General features: G+C 63.1%; 17 protein-coding genes and 1 tRNA gene. 6 read left to right on the forward strand and 12 right to left on the reverse strand.

What is annotated here, in order from left to right; genetic code table 11:
• The first annotated feature begins 102 nt into the window (after window positions 1-102).
• Window positions 103-303 carry a hypothetical protein gene (locus tag ACVI1L_RS36535; RefSeq protein WP_016844973.1) on the forward strand — a complete coding sequence of 67 codons (201 nt, stop codon included), beginning with the start codon at window positions 103-105 and terminating at the stop codon, window positions 301-303.
• A 107-nt stretch (window positions 304-410) separates the two neighbouring features.
• Window positions 411-878: a GcrA family cell cycle regulator gene (locus tag ACVI1L_RS36540; RefSeq protein WP_456785654.1), complete on the forward strand. Its 468-nt coding sequence runs from the start codon at window positions 411-413 to the stop codon at window positions 876-878.
• A 42-nt stretch (window positions 879-920) separates the two neighbouring features.
• Here ACVI1L_RS36540 and ACVI1L_RS36545 read toward each other — a convergent pair whose 3' ends face one another.
• Entirely contained in the window at window positions 921-1,883 is a 963-nt protein-coding gene (locus ACVI1L_RS36545; RefSeq protein ID WP_456785073.1) for an SDR family oxidoreductase, read from the reverse strand.
• A gap of 228 nt (window positions 1,884-2,111) precedes the next feature.
• Here ACVI1L_RS36545 and ACVI1L_RS36550 point away from each other — a divergent pair, with 228 nt between their 5' ends.
• Window positions 2,112-2,249 carry a hypothetical protein gene (locus ACVI1L_RS36550; RefSeq protein ID WP_456785074.1) on the forward strand — a complete coding sequence of 46 codons (138 nt, stop codon included), beginning with the start codon at window positions 2,112-2,114 and terminating at the stop codon, window positions 2,247-2,249.
• Between the two features lie 180 nt (window positions 2,250-2,429).
• Here ACVI1L_RS36550 and ACVI1L_RS36555 read toward each other — a convergent pair whose 3' ends face one another.
• Complete coding sequence (locus tag ACVI1L_RS36555; protein ID WP_141341069.1) at window positions 2,430-2,726, reverse strand: hypothetical protein; 297 nt, start codon at window positions 2,724-2,726, stop codon at window positions 2,430-2,432.
• Between the two features lie 290 nt (window positions 2,727-3,016).
• Entirely contained in the window at window positions 3,017-4,549 is a 1,533-nt protein-coding gene (locus tag ACVI1L_RS36560; protein WP_057020678.1) for a porin, read from the reverse strand.
• Window positions 4,550-5,003: 454 nt separating this feature from the next.
• Between ACVI1L_RS36560 and ACVI1L_RS36565 the strand changes: the two genes are divergently transcribed.
• Complete coding sequence (locus tag ACVI1L_RS36565) at window positions 5,004-5,516, forward strand: MarR family winged helix-turn-helix transcriptional regulator (RefSeq protein WP_050384924.1); 513 nt, start codon at window positions 5,004-5,006, stop codon at window positions 5,514-5,516.
• Window positions 5,517-6,353: 837 nt separating this feature from the next.
• On the opposite strand, the gene ACVI1L_RS36570 is transcribed toward ACVI1L_RS36565, so the two are convergent.
• The 7 genes from ACVI1L_RS36570 to ACVI1L_RS36600 form a co-directional block, all read right to left on the reverse strand.
• A tRNA-Pro gene (locus ACVI1L_RS36570) sits at window positions 6,354-6,431 on the reverse strand.
• A gap of 111 nt (window positions 6,432-6,542) precedes the next feature.
• Window positions 6,543-7,136, reverse strand: coding sequence for a MerR family transcriptional regulator (locus ACVI1L_RS36575; RefSeq protein ID WP_018271909.1), 594 nt, complete (start codon window positions 7,134-7,136; stop codon window positions 6,543-6,545).
• Between the two features lie 127 nt (window positions 7,137-7,263).
• The gene (locus tag ACVI1L_RS36580; RefSeq protein WP_035631661.1) at window positions 7,264-7,599 is read right to left on the reverse strand and encodes an integration host factor subunit alpha; all 336 of its coding nucleotides are present in this window, start codon (window positions 7,597-7,599) and stop codon (window positions 7,264-7,266) included.
• 130 nt (window positions 7,600-7,729) lie between these two features.
• Entirely contained in the window at window positions 7,730-8,707 is a 978-nt protein-coding gene (locus ACVI1L_RS36585; protein WP_057020717.1) for a beta-ketoacyl-ACP synthase III, read from the reverse strand.
• Window positions 8,704-9,765 (reverse strand): phosphate acyltransferase PlsX, encoded by a 1,062-nt coding sequence (gene plsX, locus ACVI1L_RS36590; protein WP_076834353.1) that lies wholly within the window; start codon window positions 9,763-9,765, stop codon window positions 8,704-8,706. Before plsX ends, ACVI1L_RS36585 begins: the two co-directional genes overlap by 4 nt.
• 309 nt (window positions 9,766-10,074) lie before the next feature.
• A complete protein-coding gene (locus tag ACVI1L_RS36595) occupies window positions 10,075-10,668 on the reverse strand; it encodes a YceD family protein (RefSeq protein ID WP_456785075.1) in 594 nt (197 codons plus the stop codon).
• Entirely contained in the window at window positions 10,665-11,216 is a 552-nt protein-coding gene (locus tag ACVI1L_RS36600) for a ubiquinol-cytochrome C chaperone family protein (protein ID WP_456785076.1), read from the reverse strand. Before ACVI1L_RS36600 ends, ACVI1L_RS36595 begins: the two co-directional genes overlap by 4 nt.
• Window positions 11,217-11,353: 137 nt before the next feature.
• On the opposite strand from ACVI1L_RS36600, the gene ACVI1L_RS36605 reads away from it, so the two are divergent.
• Both ACVI1L_RS36605 and ACVI1L_RS36610 read left to right on the forward strand, forming a co-directional pair.
• Window positions 11,354-11,830: an outer membrane protein assembly factor BamE gene (locus ACVI1L_RS36605; RefSeq protein WP_076834359.1), complete on the forward strand. Its 477-nt coding sequence runs from the start codon at window positions 11,354-11,356 to the stop codon at window positions 11,828-11,830.
• Window positions 11,831-11,984: 154 nt separating this feature from the next.
• On the forward strand, window positions 11,985-12,992 hold the full coding sequence (locus ACVI1L_RS36610; protein ID WP_456785077.1) for a Bug family tripartite tricarboxylate transporter substrate binding protein: 1,008 nt from the start codon (window positions 11,985-11,987) through the stop codon (window positions 12,990-12,992).
• Between the two features lie 42 nt (window positions 12,993-13,034).
• On the opposite strand, the gene ACVI1L_RS36615 is transcribed toward ACVI1L_RS36610, so the two are convergent.
• On the reverse strand, window positions 13,035-13,190 hold the full coding sequence (locus ACVI1L_RS36615) for a hypothetical protein (RefSeq protein ID WP_167350400.1): 156 nt from the start codon (window positions 13,188-13,190) through the stop codon (window positions 13,035-13,037).
• 88 nt (window positions 13,191-13,278) lie between these two features.
• Complete coding sequence (locus tag ACVI1L_RS36620; RefSeq protein ID WP_028333872.1) at window positions 13,279-15,399, reverse strand: sodium-translocating pyrophosphatase; 2,121 nt, start codon at window positions 15,397-15,399, stop codon at window positions 13,279-13,281.
• Window positions 15,400-15,489 lie beyond the last annotated feature (90 nt).

The raw sequence follows: 15,489 nt of genomic DNA on the forward strand, positions 1-15,489 counted from the left end.
TGGCTGTTTCTTGCCGCCCACGGCTTGACGAACCGCCTCATTCCTAAATAGACTCTAAATAGATACTTTTCAGTACAGGCGTTCGGGGTTAAGCGTTTCACCATGGCTACGGAAAAGGCCGAAACCGACCGCGTCCCGGTCACGCTGGCGCTCTCGACCATCGGATACCTCGAGAAGCTGGTGAGACAGGGCACCCACGGCACGAGCGTCCCGGGCGTCGCACGGACATTGATCGAGGAAGGCATTCGGCTCGCCATCAAGGACGGGTTGCTTGCAATCCGCGACAACGGCCGCACGCCCTGAGAGCATGATCCGGAAAAGTGGAAACCGGTTTTCCGAAAAGATCATGCTCAAGAACTAAGGGCGCGTGTGCCGGCGCGGCGGTTCAACACAGAACGTGGAACCGTCAGATGATTGCCATCCAAGAGACCTGGACGCCGGAGCGCGTCGACCAACTCAAGATCTACTTTGAAGCCGGCCTCTCCTGCCGCGACATCGCCGTCAATATCGGCGTCAGCCGCAATGCGGTGATCGGCAAGCTGTCGCGGCTGAACCTCACACGCACGACGCCGGACGAACGTCGGGCGCGGCGCAAGAAATCCGCCGCCCACGCCGCGCAACGGGCGACCGCGAAACAGCAGCTCCGGTTGCTCCAGGCGGTCTACGAACGAGAGGCCAACGACGCACCGATCGTCAGCGCCAACAGCTGCTCGCTGTTCGAACTGAGCGAGCAGCGCTGCCGCTGGCCGATCAGCACCCCAGGCGCCGATGATTTCTGCTTCTGCGGCAACACACCGCTCGGCGGCATGCCCTATTGCTCAGGGCATTACCGCCTCGCCTATCAAGCGGGATCGCGCCAACGCGCGATGCGCGGATAGCGCTTGAGTGAATCCGTCCCGCACGCGATGCGGGACGGCCGTTCAGCCGACCTTCCACCCGGTCGCTGCCACGAGGTCCTGATAAAACTCCGGCGAGTAGGCCTGTTCCGGCGCCTTGCGCACGCGCTCGTCGAGAAGATGCGCGTCGTCGCCGACCAGGATGCGCCAGCGTTCGGCCTTCACACCGTCGAGGATGACCTTGGCGGCGGCCGCCGCCGAGGTCGGCGCTTCATCGAGGAAGATGCGGGCACGGTCGAGCGCGAGCTGCTGGATGTCGGCGTCCGACATCTTGGCGACGTCGATCCCCTGCCCCTGCAGACGCTGACGGGCCTGCTTGAGCTCGTCGGCGTTGAGCTGGTCGGAGCCGTTCTGCACCTTGCGCGAGTTCGACACGATCGAGGTGCCGATGTGACCGGGCATCACGACCGAGCACTTCACATGCGGCGCGTTGAGCCGGAGATCATTGATCATCGCCTCGGTGAATCCCTTCACGGCAAATTTCGCCGCGCTGTAGGCGGTGTGGGACACGCCCATGCCGACCGAGGCCCAGAAGCCGTTGACGCTCGAGGTGTTGACGATGTGCGCCTCGTCGGCCTTCACCAACAGCGGCAGGAAGGTGCGGACGCCGAGATAGACGCCGCCCCAGCAGATGTTGAAGGTGCGCTCCCACTGCTCGCGCGTGTTGGAGAACAGGCTGCCGCCGCCACCGATTCCGGCGTTGTTGAACAGCAGGTGGATCTTGTCGGTCGCCTGCTGCTCGATCAGCTCGTCGCGGAAGCGCTTGTAGTGATCCTCGATCGAGACGTCGGCAACGTGCGTCGTGATGCGCAGGCCCTGCGGCAGCTTCTCGACCTCGCAGAGCCGCTTGGTCTCGGCCATCGCCTCGGCCGAGACGTCGCACATCGCGACATTGCAGCCCTCGGCAACGAGCTGCCGTGCCAGCTCGCGCCCCATGCCCGTGCCGCCACCGGTGATGACGGCAATCTTTCCGGCGAAATCCTTCATGTGAGATCCGTTCCTTCCCTTATTTTTCTTGCCCTGTTCTTCTTTGTTTCGGCCGGAGCGCGGATCGCAGCCCCAACCGCTTGGCTGCGGCACCTTACATCACCGAATTGTCGCCCAGCAACGGCGCCGCCTCACGCGCAAGTGAGCCGCCTGCAGCGGGTTGAGACGGTGGCCGCGTAACGAAATCATTCCGCGTTGCGAACAATCCGACATCGACAATCGGAGACCATGATCGTGCACATCCTGAACAGATTGGTCGCGACAACGCTGATGGCGATCGCGGCCGGAATTTCCACCGCGGCCGCAGCTGCCGAGGTAAAACCAGCGAAGCAGCGCGACAGCACCTGCACAGATGAACTACGTTGATCGCAATCGGCGCACAGCGCAGCGCGCGGCGTGGCAGCGTGCGATCGTCATGGGCGAAGCTCTGACAATGCTGCGATCACGTCGCTCGAATTCGAATGCTTGTTCACGAAGCGTGAGACTCACGCGATGATCGCGCGCATCCTGGCCGCAGGCCAAGCCGCGTCATGACGCGGCCCCGTGCTATTCGGCTGTCTCGATGCGCACGGACGCGCGCCGCCGCAGGACGCCGGCACCCGCGCTCAGGGCCAGCTTGAGCAGGCCGCGCCAGGAGAAATCGATGATTACCTCATGGTGCCGCAATCCCTTGCCGCCCTTCACCAGCCCGAGATCCCGGATCAGGCAATAGTGGCCGCTGCTCATGCGCGCCAGGCGGCTGTTCTTGAAGCGTCCCATCAATGGCGAGAATGCACTGCGGATCGATTCCGTCAAATCTTGACGGCATCGAATCGGCAAGGCGACGGCAACCCGCGCCACCATCGTCGCCGCCGGCTGGGCCTTGAATCAAAAACCTCCGGCAGGGCATTGCCGGAGGTTTGGGAGGCTTAGCAGCTAGCTAAGAGCCATCATTCAATGTGTTGGCCGTGGCGTATATAGTTTAGTAGATCAGGTAAGTAAATAAGTCTGCGGCGAATGAATCGCATGGCTCGTCTTCGTCGTTCGCGTGGACCGAATTGACGCAGCGCAGCTCTCCTTAGAATCTTTCGCAAAGAAAAACCCCGGCAGTTGCCTGCCGGGGTTCTGTTGGATCGTGATCAGATCAACCGGAATTACCAGTTGCGCTGAGCGCGGAAGAGCATCTGGACAGTGTCCTGATCCTTCAGCTCGTAGGTCGCGGTCGGCTTGCCGATAGCAGTCGACGACGTCGTGATGATACCGGCATACTTCTGATCGAGGTGCGAGTAGGTCACGTCGGCCGAGAAGGTCAGGTTCTTGACCGGGGTCCAACGGGTGATCACGCCGATCTGCGCGATGTTGTAGTCGGGGTTGCAGGCGGTCACGCCAGCGCCGCCAGCGAATGCGGCACGGAACGAACCACCGACGCCACCAACGCCGCAGATGAGCGACTTAGCCGCGTCGTTGTACGAAACAGCGGCGAACGCACCGTACAAGCTGGTGTTCCAGTAGGGATCCCAGTTGTGGGTGTACGCACCGCGCATACCCCAGGTCTTGATGGACTGCTGCTGACCGCCGGGGCCGAACACCGTGTCGGGTGCCGTACCGAAGCCAACGCTGCCATAGACGCCCGGCAGGCTCGAACCGCCGAAGATGGCGATCGCGCCGGCCTGGCTGGCCAGTTCCTGGATGTTGTAACGGGTCGCACCGTCGGTGTAGACGCCCTGGATGTTGATGGTGTCACCGGGTCCGGTCGGGATGTTCTTGATCGACAGGGCCAACGCACCAGCCCAACCCCACTTGTCGTCGGGATGACCGGTCAACTCGGTGCCGCCATAGTAGGCAGCATGGTTGTCATGCGCGGCGACCGACGCCTGGAAGATACCCCAAGCCTGGTCGACCTTGAGCGAAGCGACGAAGTCCGGAGCGATCGTGCCGGCGTAGTCGCTGGAGCCGTAAGCACCACCGACGCCGAGGTTGTTCACGCCAGCCTGCATGTAGGCAACCTGGTCCTGCGCCGACAGAGCCAGCGATACGCCGTTGCCGAACTGCGCGGTGTAGGTGAACTGGTTGATGCCGTTGGTGGTGTTCACGCCACCGACGAGTGCGTCGTAGTTGTTGCCCGGATAACCGTTCCAGGGGGCAGCGAACTGCGAAACCGCCTTACCCATCGTGAAGCCGGCGAACTGGATGAAGGCGTAGTAGACGCCGACCGTACCGGCAGCCACGTTGCCCGAACCTGCGTTGTTCGGCGCAGAAGACGAGCCGATCGCCGAGTACACGGTCGAGCCGTTGCCCTGGCCGGCATAGGTGTCGGAGGTCCAGGTGAACACCGCATCGAAATAGGTGCGGACCACGCCGTATTCGGTCGCGGTGCGCGTATCGATGTTGAAGTCTTCACGCGAACGCCAGGTGTAGCCGTTCGTGAAACGGTTGTTGGCACCGCTGGCGCCGTTGTAGTTCGCGCCGTACACGCTGTTGCCGTTCACCACGACGTCAGCACGCACATAGCCGCCCAGCTTGATGCAGGTGTCGGTGCCGGGGATGTAGTAGAAGCCCGGACCGTAAAGCGAGCAAACCTTCACGTACTCGACCGCTTTGGCCTTGACGGGAAGATCGGCCGCCTGTGCCCCGCCGACCGCGACCAGCGCAGCCGTCGAGCCCAGGATAAGGCTCTTCAAATTCATATTAAACCTCCAAGTTGCTCATATGCGGAGAGTCCGAGGCCGCGAGCGCCCCGTGATCCTCCCGCATTGTCCAAGACCGTTTTCCCCAAACCCCGCACCCTCAGATCAATCTGTGGTGTGCGACGGACTTGAACGATCACCGCAACGGGACGATCGAGATTCCCCTACCGCCGGGTTCAATATGCATTGGCGAGTTCGCCAATCAAAATAGTTTATAAAGTCAGGAATGCGAATGCGGCCACACTGTGTCTCGCCGGCAACGCTGCCTGTAAGCCCTTTGCCTACCTGAGAAAACTTGTCACATCCCAAATAGTCCAACCGTCACACGACCATCATAATTACTTTACGTTCACTTGCGTTCGTTGGCGGCTTGCGGGAAAAAACCTACTGCAGCGCGGAAAACAAGAAATAAATCAGCACAAAGCTGAGTCGGCGCCCGAGGGAAGAGGAAGCTGTGTCAGTGACAAGGAAGGATTCGACGCGCCAGCGCGCCATCGAACATCTCGACATCATCAAGCGGTTCACGCTCGAGATTTCGGCCATCAACTCGCATCTGGAGCGCGTCCGTCAGTTCTGGGGCAAGTCGCTTGGCGTCAGCGGTCCGCAATGGATGATTCTCATCGCGATCTCGGATCTCGACAAGGATGACGGCGTACCGATCAACGTGGTGTCGAAGCTGCTGCACGTCGATCCGTCGTTCGTGACCACGCAGTCCAAGCTGCTCGAGCAGAAGGAGCTGCTGCGGCGCGCGCCCTCCCCGGCCGATGCGCGAGTGGTCCGGCTGTCGCTGACCGACAAGACCAAAAAGCACCTCGCGGGCCTCGCCGAACAGCACAAGGCGTTCAAGAAAACCGTGTTCGAGGAGTTCAGCGAGCCTGAGCTGGCCGAGTTCACGGCCAAGCTTTCGATGCTCACCAACCGCCTCGAAAAGGCCTGCCTGATTGTTGCGATGGAAGCCGAGGCCTGAGGCGACCGGCTCTGCAGCGGACGGGACGACTGGCAACCGGCACGATCGCGCCGCTCACCTCGCGAAGCGTTGGCAGCGGAGACTTATCGGTGTCCGCGCCCCGGCGACTGGAACGCCAGGAAGGCGAGAACGCTCAGCAGCGCAGCCCAGACCAGAAAGTGTTCAGCAATCATGTTGGCCCCCCATTTGCCCCTCAATGGAAAGCATGAAACGGGCCAAGCCGCGGTCGATCCGTGAACGGGCTATGGAAAAGGAGCCCCGGCGCTGACGGCCGGGGCCCCGAAAAACTTACAGTGTAACTATCTGGACCTGGTCGAGCTGCCTCCGGTCATCCCGCTGCCCGACCCCGTCGTCTGACCAGGGGCGTAGCCAGAGGCCCCTGGGCTCCCGGCTTTCGATCCTCGTGCCTGCATCTCGTGCCCGGGTGCATAGCCCGAAGCGCCGTGACTGCCTTTCTTGGAGCCCTTCTTTTGCATCTCGTGTCCAGGTGATTTGCTCGAAACGCCCTGTGCAAAGGCAACCGGGGTGGAAGCCATCAGGCATGCCGCGGAAAGGACGATGATTGCGTGCTTCATTTTGTCCTCCAAAATGCGCCCCGCAACTAACCGCCTGAAATCAGTGGCGTTCCATGAACGATTGTTCATCGACAACGACAGCCGCCGATGCGATCGGCTTGGTGCTGCCTCTTCAACGAGCGTTTGCTCGATATTAACGACAGCGTGTTGGCTTCCGCGCACAGCTTTCCGCGACTGGCGAACAGCATTGGCAACCAATCGCAAGCCGACGGCGAGCGATGCGCGCCCGCTTCAAACCACACCGAACGAATTTTGAGAAAAATGGTCGGAGCGAGAGGATTTGAACCTCCGACCCCTAGTCTCCCAGACTAGTGCGCTAACCGGGCTGCGCCACGCTCCGATGCCGTTCCATTAGCTGCGATCCTGCGTTCGCGCAAGGCGGGGCAGGCTCTCAAAGACTGTATTCCGAGGCCGGTTCCCTTGGCAGGCTTCCTTGGCAGGCTTCCTTGCCTCAGCCGTCCTTCATCGCCGCGTCGATCATCTGTCGGCAGGCGACCAGCTCCTGCAGCACGCGTTCGAGCCGCTCCCGATCGACTGACGGAACGGAGGGACGAACCGGCGGCGCGGCGGGCGCCTTGCCCGGCTGGGCGTGCGCCTTGTAGGTCGACAGGATCGGATCCTCGTCGGGATCGACGAATCGGTAGTCGATCCCCTTCTCGTCGCCATCACCCTCCTCGCCGTCGAAATCGAGGCCGTCGCTGCTCTCGAGGTCGTCGGGCTCGGCCATGCTGTTGCCGACGGCTTCCTCGACCGCGCCGAACGAGACCGCCGCGGTCTGGTCGGCGATGCCCTGCACCGATTTGATGCCGTGCTCCTTCAGGATCCGCTGCACACCGCGGATGGTGTAGCCCTCGCCGTACAGCAGCCGGCGGATGCCCTTGAGCAGGTCGACGTCGTCGGGGCGATAATAGCGGCGTCCGCCGCTGCGCTTCATCGGCTTGATCTGCGCGAAGCGCGTTTCCCAGAATCTCAGCACATGCTGGGGAATATCGAGTTCATCAGCGACCTCGCTGATGGTACGGAACGCATCCGGCGCCTTGTCCAAATGCCCGCTCCTTTGAGCTCAATGCCTGGAGCCTTTCCGTTCCGATTGAATCGGAACGGGGCTCCGGATTCTAGGTTTGCCGCGCTTTCTTCACGCGAACCGGGTATCCACTTCGCTTGAAAACGCTCTAGTCGGCCTTGCTGCCGTCGCCATTGGTGACGACGTGGCCATTGATCCGCTGCTTCAGGATCGCCGACGGCTTGAACACCATCACCCGCCGCGGCGAAATCGGCACCTCGGTGCCGGTCTTCGGATTACGGCCGATACGCTGGCCCTTCTTGCGCACCATGAAGGAGCCGAATGAGGACAGCTTCACTGTCTCGCCCTTTTCCAGGCAATCGGTGATCTCCTTCAGCACCAACTCGACAAATGCCGACGATTCCGTGCGCGACAGACCTACCTTTTGGTAGACCGCCTCACACAAATCGACGCGCGTAACTGTTTTTCCGGTTCCCGTGGTCATCGCCTGCCCCGCACTCTCGGCGAACAATTTCTTGACTGAAATTAAAAGCTTAGCGCGCAATGGTCAACAGTGACCAGCGCCCAGGCGCAGGAAAGATACCGGCAACCTGTCGGTACTGTTTGGCGATACGCTACCAGCGCACGAGCGCCGAGCCCCAGGTGAAGCCGCCGCCCATCGCCTCGAACAGCACCAGATCGCCCTTCTTGACGCGCCCGTCCTTCACGGCGACCGACAGCGCGAGCGGGATCGAGGCCGCCGACGTGTTGCCGTGCTTGTCGACCGTCAGGACCACCTTCTGCGGCGCAATATGGAGCTTGTGCGCCGACGCATCGATGATTCGCTTGTTGGCCTGGTGCGGGATGAACCAGGTGATGTCCTCGGCGGTAAAGCCGGTGGCGTTGAAGGCGTCGACGATCACGTCGGTGATCATGCCGACGGCGTGCTTGAACACCTCGCGGCCCTCCATCCGGAGATACCCGACCGTCCTGGTCGAGCCGGGCCCGCCATCGACGAACAGCTTCGCCTTGTGGCGGCCGTCGGAGCGCAGATGCGTCGTCAACACGCCGGGGTCGCTGGTGGTGCCGGAATGCTGCTGCGCCTCCAGCACGACCGCGCCGGCGCCGTCGCCGAACAGCACGCAGGTGCCGCGGTCGTTCCAGTCGAGGATGCGTGAGAAGGTCTCGGCACCGATCACCAGCGCCCGCTTGTGGGTGCCGGCGCGCAGGAAATTATCGGCGGTGGCCAGCGCGAAGACGAAGCCGGAGCAGACCGCTTGCAGGTCGAAGGCGACGCCATGGTTGATGCCGAGCCCGTGCTGGACGGCGACCGCGGTGGCGGGAAAGGTGTTGTCGGGCGTCGAGGTCGCGAGCACGATCAGGTCGATCGACTGCGCATCGACTTGCGCGTGGGCGAGCGCGGCCTGCGCCGCCTTGATCGCCAGATGCGAGGTGAATTCGTCGTCGGCCGCGATGTGGCGCTCGCTGATGCCGGTGCGCTGCACGATCCAGTCATCCGACGTGTCGATCCGGGTGGCCAGTTCGGCATTGGTCAAAACCCGCTCCGGCAAATATGAGCCGCAGCCGAGCACTACCGAACGTATAGCAGTCACGAGACAGCCTCCTGCGCGGTCTGCGCCTGCACCAGCGCACTGCCGTCGCGATTAAGCATCTGATTGATCTTGGTGAGGAGATCGAAGTGGGCCATCTCATAGCCAACATCCACCGCATAGGCAAAGCCTTCCGCGTTGGTGCCGCCATGGCTCTTGACCACGACGCCCTTCAGGCCGAGCAGCAGGCCGCCATTCGACTTGTTGGGATCGAGCTTGTCGCGCAGCTTCTGGAACGCGCCGCGGGCCAGCAAATAGCCGATCCGCGCTAGCCAGCTAGATGACATGGCCTCGCGCAGCAGCGTGAACATCTGGCGCGCGGTTCCTTCGGCGGCCTTGAGCGCAATGTTGCCGCTGAAACCTTCCGACACGATGACGTCGGCGAGGCCCTTGCCGATCGCGTCGCCCTCGACGAAGCCGATATAGTTGAACTGCGTCGAGTTCATCGCGCGCAGCATCTCCGCCGCCTCGCGGATTTCCCCGTGCCCCTTCATCTCCTCGGACCCGATATTGAGCAGGCCGACGGTCGGCCGTTCGAGGTTGAACAGCACGCTCGCCATGGCGCTGCCCATCACCGCCAGCGTCGCCAGATGGCGGGCGTCGCCGCCGATCGTGGCGCCGAGGTCGAGCACGACAGAGTCGCCGCGCAGCGTCGGCCACACCGCCGCAAGCGCCGGGCGGTCGACACCGGGGAGCGTCCGCAGATTGAGGCTGCCCATCGCCATCAGCGCGCCGCTGTTGCCGGCGGAGACCGCAACGTCGGCCTCGCCATGCTTCACGGCGTCGATCGCGAGCCACATCGAGGACGCCCTTCGGGTCCGCCGCAGCGCCTGGCTCGGCTTCTCATCGTTCTTCACGGCGACGTCGGTATGGATCACTTTCGATACCGCCTTCAGTGCCGGATGCTTGGCGAGCTCCGGCTCGATCTGGGCCCGGTCCCCGACCAGCAGGAATTCGCTGTCGGGATGACGGCTTAACGAGATCGCGGCGCCGGGAATGACGACGGAAGCGCCGACATCGCCCCCCATGGCGTCAAGCGCTATTCGAACCTTTTGAGGCATGAACGTCCCGGAAGCCTGCTTTCCCGCAGCCTTCAGACGAAGACCGCGAGCTTGAAGTCACCGCCGTCAACGGCGCGCGGCGAAACACCAACTCGCGTCCCGGCCGGGCCGCGACAATAGCGTGTCCTCGGTCCGACACAACCTCTTGACCGCAAATGAGGCAGCTGCCGAACCGTCACGCAACACATCGGAACATACCAGAAATACATTGTATTTCAATGTATTGTGACACGTATTTGAAGTAACTAGGAACACCGCTCGCGCAAGCTTGCAGGCAAGCCATCCCCGCAAATGTGGCGCCAGGCGCCCTCAACTTCCCTTGGGCTTCTTGCCGTCCGGCTTTTCGGTCAGCGCCTTCAGCGCCGCGAAAGGATGATTTTCCGGGTCAGGCGCTTCAGCCTTCTGTTCAAAGACCGCATCCACCTTGCGCGGATACGGGTCTATGCCGAGAAACAGCGCATCGGTGGCAAGCCGGCCGATATCGATGAAGCCGCCGACGATCGGCTCCGGCGGGTCCGGCGTTTCCTCATCGCTGTCGCCGGCGTCGTCGACCAGGTCGGCCATTTGCGGGATCTGCTCGGGCGGCGCGAACACCACATCGATCGGCTCATCGATCTCGTTCTCGATCGGATCGAGCGTCACCACGCAGGTCTGCCCGATCCTGGCCTTAACTCTGCCGGTGACGTGGTAGCTGCCGTCGCGCTTGGGCTGCAGGTCGAACTCTGCACGCGCGGAGACGACTTCCCGCAACTCGGCAACTTCGGCCATCGCCTTGCGCGCCGCCTCGTCGGCCGCGATCTCGCGATGCAGGCCGGTCTCCGGAATCTGCGCGATGTTGACCAGGACCCGCCAGGGGTCGCGGTCGCGCCGTGCATCGGGCTGCCCTGTGCCGCCGCCGCTCATGCCGCCGTCCCCGCAGGCTGTGGTGCCGGAAAGCGCCAAGTACCCTTGGCCAGCGCCGCGAGGTCGGCGCTCGCCAGCTCTTTGATCGCCTCCCTGGCGTAGGCAGCGAGCTCGCGGGCCTTGTCGATGTTCTGACCGTTGAGGATGTTCTTGCAGAACGACTCGGCCAAGGCTGCCTCGCTGTCGGTCAGCGCCAGATCATAGGCCGCGGTGCGGCCGTAGAAGGCTTCACCGAACGCCTGCATGCGCTTCGGCACCGTGAGGTCGCCGACGCCCATTTCGCGCAGATTGTCGTCCATATCGATGCAGAAATGATCGAACAGGGCCTGGGACAGCGCGACGCCGCCCTCGACGGATTTCAGTCGCCGCAGCACCAGCCACAGATGCATCAGAAGCAGGTCAAAACGGCCATTAACCGTGTCCGGAACGCCCAAGTCACGGTAAAACAACGGTTCTCGCGCCTGCGTCACGATCATGCCATAGATGGTCTCAATGGTGCTGCGCGCGGGCACCCGGGGTCTTCTGAAGTGATTGAACGGCCAAAGCATGACGGGTTCCGGCTGCCGGTCCCCAAAGGGTCGCCTGTTGAGAGGTCGCCCATTGGAGCTCGGCATGATTGCAATCCATTGAGCTGCCCGGTACGTCAATGCCTCGGCCGATGCAAGGGGACGGATCAGTTCCGCCGATGAACCACATTCTTTCACGACAGTCTCGCGCCGCTTCCGCGCGCGGGTTCTTTTCGCGTCTCCGCGCCGTCGCGGCGATTGGCCTCGTCTGCGCCGCACTCGGCGGCTGCGCCGGGGAACAATTCCAGAAGGGCTACATCCTGCCCGAGGGGGCGCTCGAGCAGATCCCGATCGGCGCGAGCCAGGACCAGGTGCTCATCGTGCTCGGCACGCCCTCGACGGTCGCAACGCTGGACGGCGAGGTGTTTTATTACATCTCGCAACGGACCTCCCGCCCGGTCGCCTTCATGAATCAGCGGGTGATCGACCAGCGCGTGATCGCGGTCTATTTCGACAAGAACCGGCAGGTGCGCCGACTGGCCAATTACGGCCTGAAGGACGGCAAGATCTTCGACTTCGTCAGCCGGTCCACGCCGACGTCGGGCCAGGAAATGTCCTACCTGACACCGCTCTTCAAGCTGCTGAGCTTCAACTAGAGCGTTTTCGAGCGAAGTGGGCTCCGGTTCGCGTGAGACAACGCGTCAAACCGGAGTCCAGAGCATAAGCCGCTGCGCCAAGTTGTCGCTTGCCCGAGGGGCAAGCGGTCCCCTAGTTTGCTCGCAAACAAGAGCCTGAGCAGGGGGTAAACGCATGACAGCCAAGAGATTTTCCCGTCGTACGGTATTGTCGGGCACGGCCGCATTGACGGCCGCGGCGATCCTGCCGCGCGCGAGCCTCGGCGCCGGTGACTGGCGGCCGACCGAGACCGTCCGCATCATCGTGCCGGCGGCGGCCGGCGGCTCGACCGACGTGATGGGGCGGCTGCTCGCGGCGCATTTGCAGCCGCTGTGGGGCCAGTCGGTGGTGGTGGAGAATCGCTCCGGCGCCGGCGGCACCATCGGCACATCCGAGGTCACACGCGCCAAGGGCGACGGCCACACCATCCTGATAGGCAATCCCGGCCCCAACGCGATCGCCTACAGCATCTTCCGCAACCTGACCTACAAGGCCGACCAGTTGCAGCCGGTCTCCAACATGATCCGGATTCCGAACATCGTGTCGGCGCATCCGTCGACCGGTCTCAAGTCGATCCCCGAATTGATCGCCTTCCTGAAGAAGAATCCGGACAAGCTCACCTTCGGCTCGTCCGGCACCGGACAAAGCCCTCACCTCACCGGTGCCTGGTTCCTGCAGCTCACCGGGTTGAAGATGACGCACGTGCCGTTCCGCGGCGCCGGTCCCGCATTGCAGGCCGGGCTCGCCGGCGACATCCAGATCCTGTTCGACAATCTCTATCCGTCGCTGCCGCAGGTGCAGGACGGCAAGCTCAACGGCCTCTGTGTCACCACGCCGGAGCGTAGCGATTCCGCACCGAACCTGCCGACGATGCGCGAGGGTGCGCCGGAACTGGCAAAGTTCGACGTCTCGTCCTGGTTCGGCGTGTTCCTGCCGAAGACCGCGCCTGCCCCGGTGCTCGACGAGTTGAACCGCCAGGTCAAGGCGATGCTGGAGCGCGACGACGTCAAGAAGAACATCGCCGGCATGGGCGCGCGCGCCGACTACGGCACGCCCCAGCAATTCTCCGATTTCGTCGATGCCGAGACGAAGAAGTTCGCGGCGATCATCGAGAAGGAAGGGTTGCAGATGGAGGTCAAGTAGCAGCCGCCGTCACGACGTTTCCTGACCACGTTGCGGCCAACGCTACGAAGACTTGTTGATCTTCTTGACCTTGGCGTCGGTCGCTTCAATCGACATCGCCAGTTCCATGATCGCCTTCGAGAGCAGCTCGATGGCCTCCTTCTGATCCTGCGATTTGGAGGCGCGGAGCGCGTAGTTCCGTGCGGATGAGAGCGACATCGATTGATCTCCGTGTTGTTCGCGTCTGGTTCAAAAATAAAACCCCGCGGCTTTCACCGCGGGGCCTCGTTTCAGTCGTGTCCGCCGCTCAGTGCGCCAGGATCGCCAGCAGCAGCAGCGCCACGATGTTGGTGATCTTGATCATCGGGTTCACCGCCGGGCCCGCCGTATCCTTGTAGGGATCGCCGACGGTATCGCCGGTCACCGCGGACTTGTGGGCGTCAGAGCCCTTGCCGCCGTAGTGGCCGTCCTCGATGTACTTCTTTGCGTTGTCCCACGCGCCGCCGCCCGAGGTCATCGAGATCGCGACGAACAGGCCGGTGACGATGACGCCGAGCAACATGGCGCCGACCGCGGAGAAAGCCGCCGACTTACCGGCTGCGCCGCCGCCCGCGATCGCGTAGATCAGGAAGTAGACCACGATCGGCGACAGCACCGGCAGCAGCGACGGGATGATCATCTCCTTGATCGCCGCCCGGGTCAGCAGGTCGACCGCCTTGCCGTAGTCCGGCTTGTCGGTGCCCTGCATGATGCCGGGCTTCTCGCGGAACTGACGACGCACTTCCTCGACGATCGCACCGGCGGCGCGACCGACCGCGGTCATGCCCATCGCACCGAACAGATATGGCAGCAGGCCGCCGAACAGCAGGCCGACCACGACGTAAGGATTGTTCAGGGAGAAGTCCGGGTTGACGCCCTTGAAGTAGGCATGGGCGTTGGCGTCGCTGATGAAGAATTTGAGGTCCTGATTATAGGCCGCAAACAGCACCAGCGCACCGAGACCGGCCGAGCCGATCGCGTAGCCCTTGGTCACCGCCTTGGTGGTGTTGCCGACCGCGTCGAGCGCGTCGGTCGACTTGCGCACCTCCTTGGGCAGCCCCGCCATCTCGGCGATGCCGCCGGCGTTGTCAGTGACCGGGCCGAAGGCGTCGAGCGCGACGATCATGCCGGCCAGCGCCAGCATGGTGGCGGTCGCGATCGCGATGCCGAACAGGCCGGCAAGGCTGTAGGTGACGAGGATGCCGGCGATGATCACGATCGCGGGCAGCGCGGTCGCTTCCATCGAGACCGCGAGGCCCTGGATCACGTTGGTGCCGTGACCGGTAACCGAGGCCGAGGCGATCGACTTCACCGGCCGATAGTCGGTGCCGGTGTAGTATTCGGTGATCCAGATGATCAGGCCGGTGACGACGAGACCGACCACGCCGCACCAGAACAGCGCCATGCCGGTGTAGTCGACGCCGTCGAGCTTGCCGAAGCCGACCAGCCAATTGATCACGAGCGCGACGCCGACCAGCGACAGGATGCCGGTGGCGATCAGGCCCTTGTAGAGGGCGCCCATGATGGACTGGCTGGCACCGAGCTTGACGAAGAAGGTGCCGATGATCGAGGTGATGATGCAGATGCCGCCGATCGCGAGCGGCAGCGTCATCATGTTCACCAGGATCGGCGTTTTGGCGAAGAAGATCGCCGCGAGCACCATGGTGGCGACCGCGGTCACCGCGTAGGTCTCGAACAGGTCCGCCGCCATGCCGGCGCAGTCGCCGACATTGTCGCCGACGTTGTCGGCGATGGTGGCCGGGTTACGCGGATCGTCCTCGGGGATGCCGGCCTCGACCTTGCCGACAAGGTCGCCGCCGACGTCCGCACCCTTGGTGAAGATGCCGCCGCCGAGACGGGCGAAGATCGAGATCAGCGAGGCGCCGAAGCCGAGCGCCACCATGGCGTCGACCACGGTGCGGCTGCCCGCTTCCAGACCCATGAACTTGACCAGCACCATGAAGTAGATGGTGACGCCGAGCAGCGCGAGACCGGCAACCAGCATGCCGGTGATCGCGCCCGCTTTGAAGGCGAGCTCGAGGCCGCCGGCGAGCGAGGTGGTTGCCGCCTGCGCGGTGCGGACGTTGGCGCGCACCGAGACGTTCATGCCGATGAAGCCGGCAGCCCCCGACAGGATGGCGCCGATCGCAAAGCCGATCGCCACCGGCAGGCCCAGGAAGTAGGCCAGCACCACGAAGATCACGATACCGACCATGCCGATCGTGGTGTACTGCCGCCGCAGATAGGCCTGTGCGCCCTCGCGCACCGCGGCCGCGATTTCCTGCATGCGCGGATTACCCGCATCCGCGTTCAAGACCGACTGCGTCGCCCAGATCGCGTAGACGATGGAAAGCGCCCCGCAGAGCACAATCAACCATAAAGCTGTCATGTTGCCTCAGATCCTTGATGTAACCCCCGCGCCTTCTTGTGCCGCTAGGGGGCGGCAGGCGCTTATTTTGCGAGAACAATCCTCCCCAAA

Source organism: Bradyrhizobium sp. USDA 4516 (assembly GCF_054055915.1).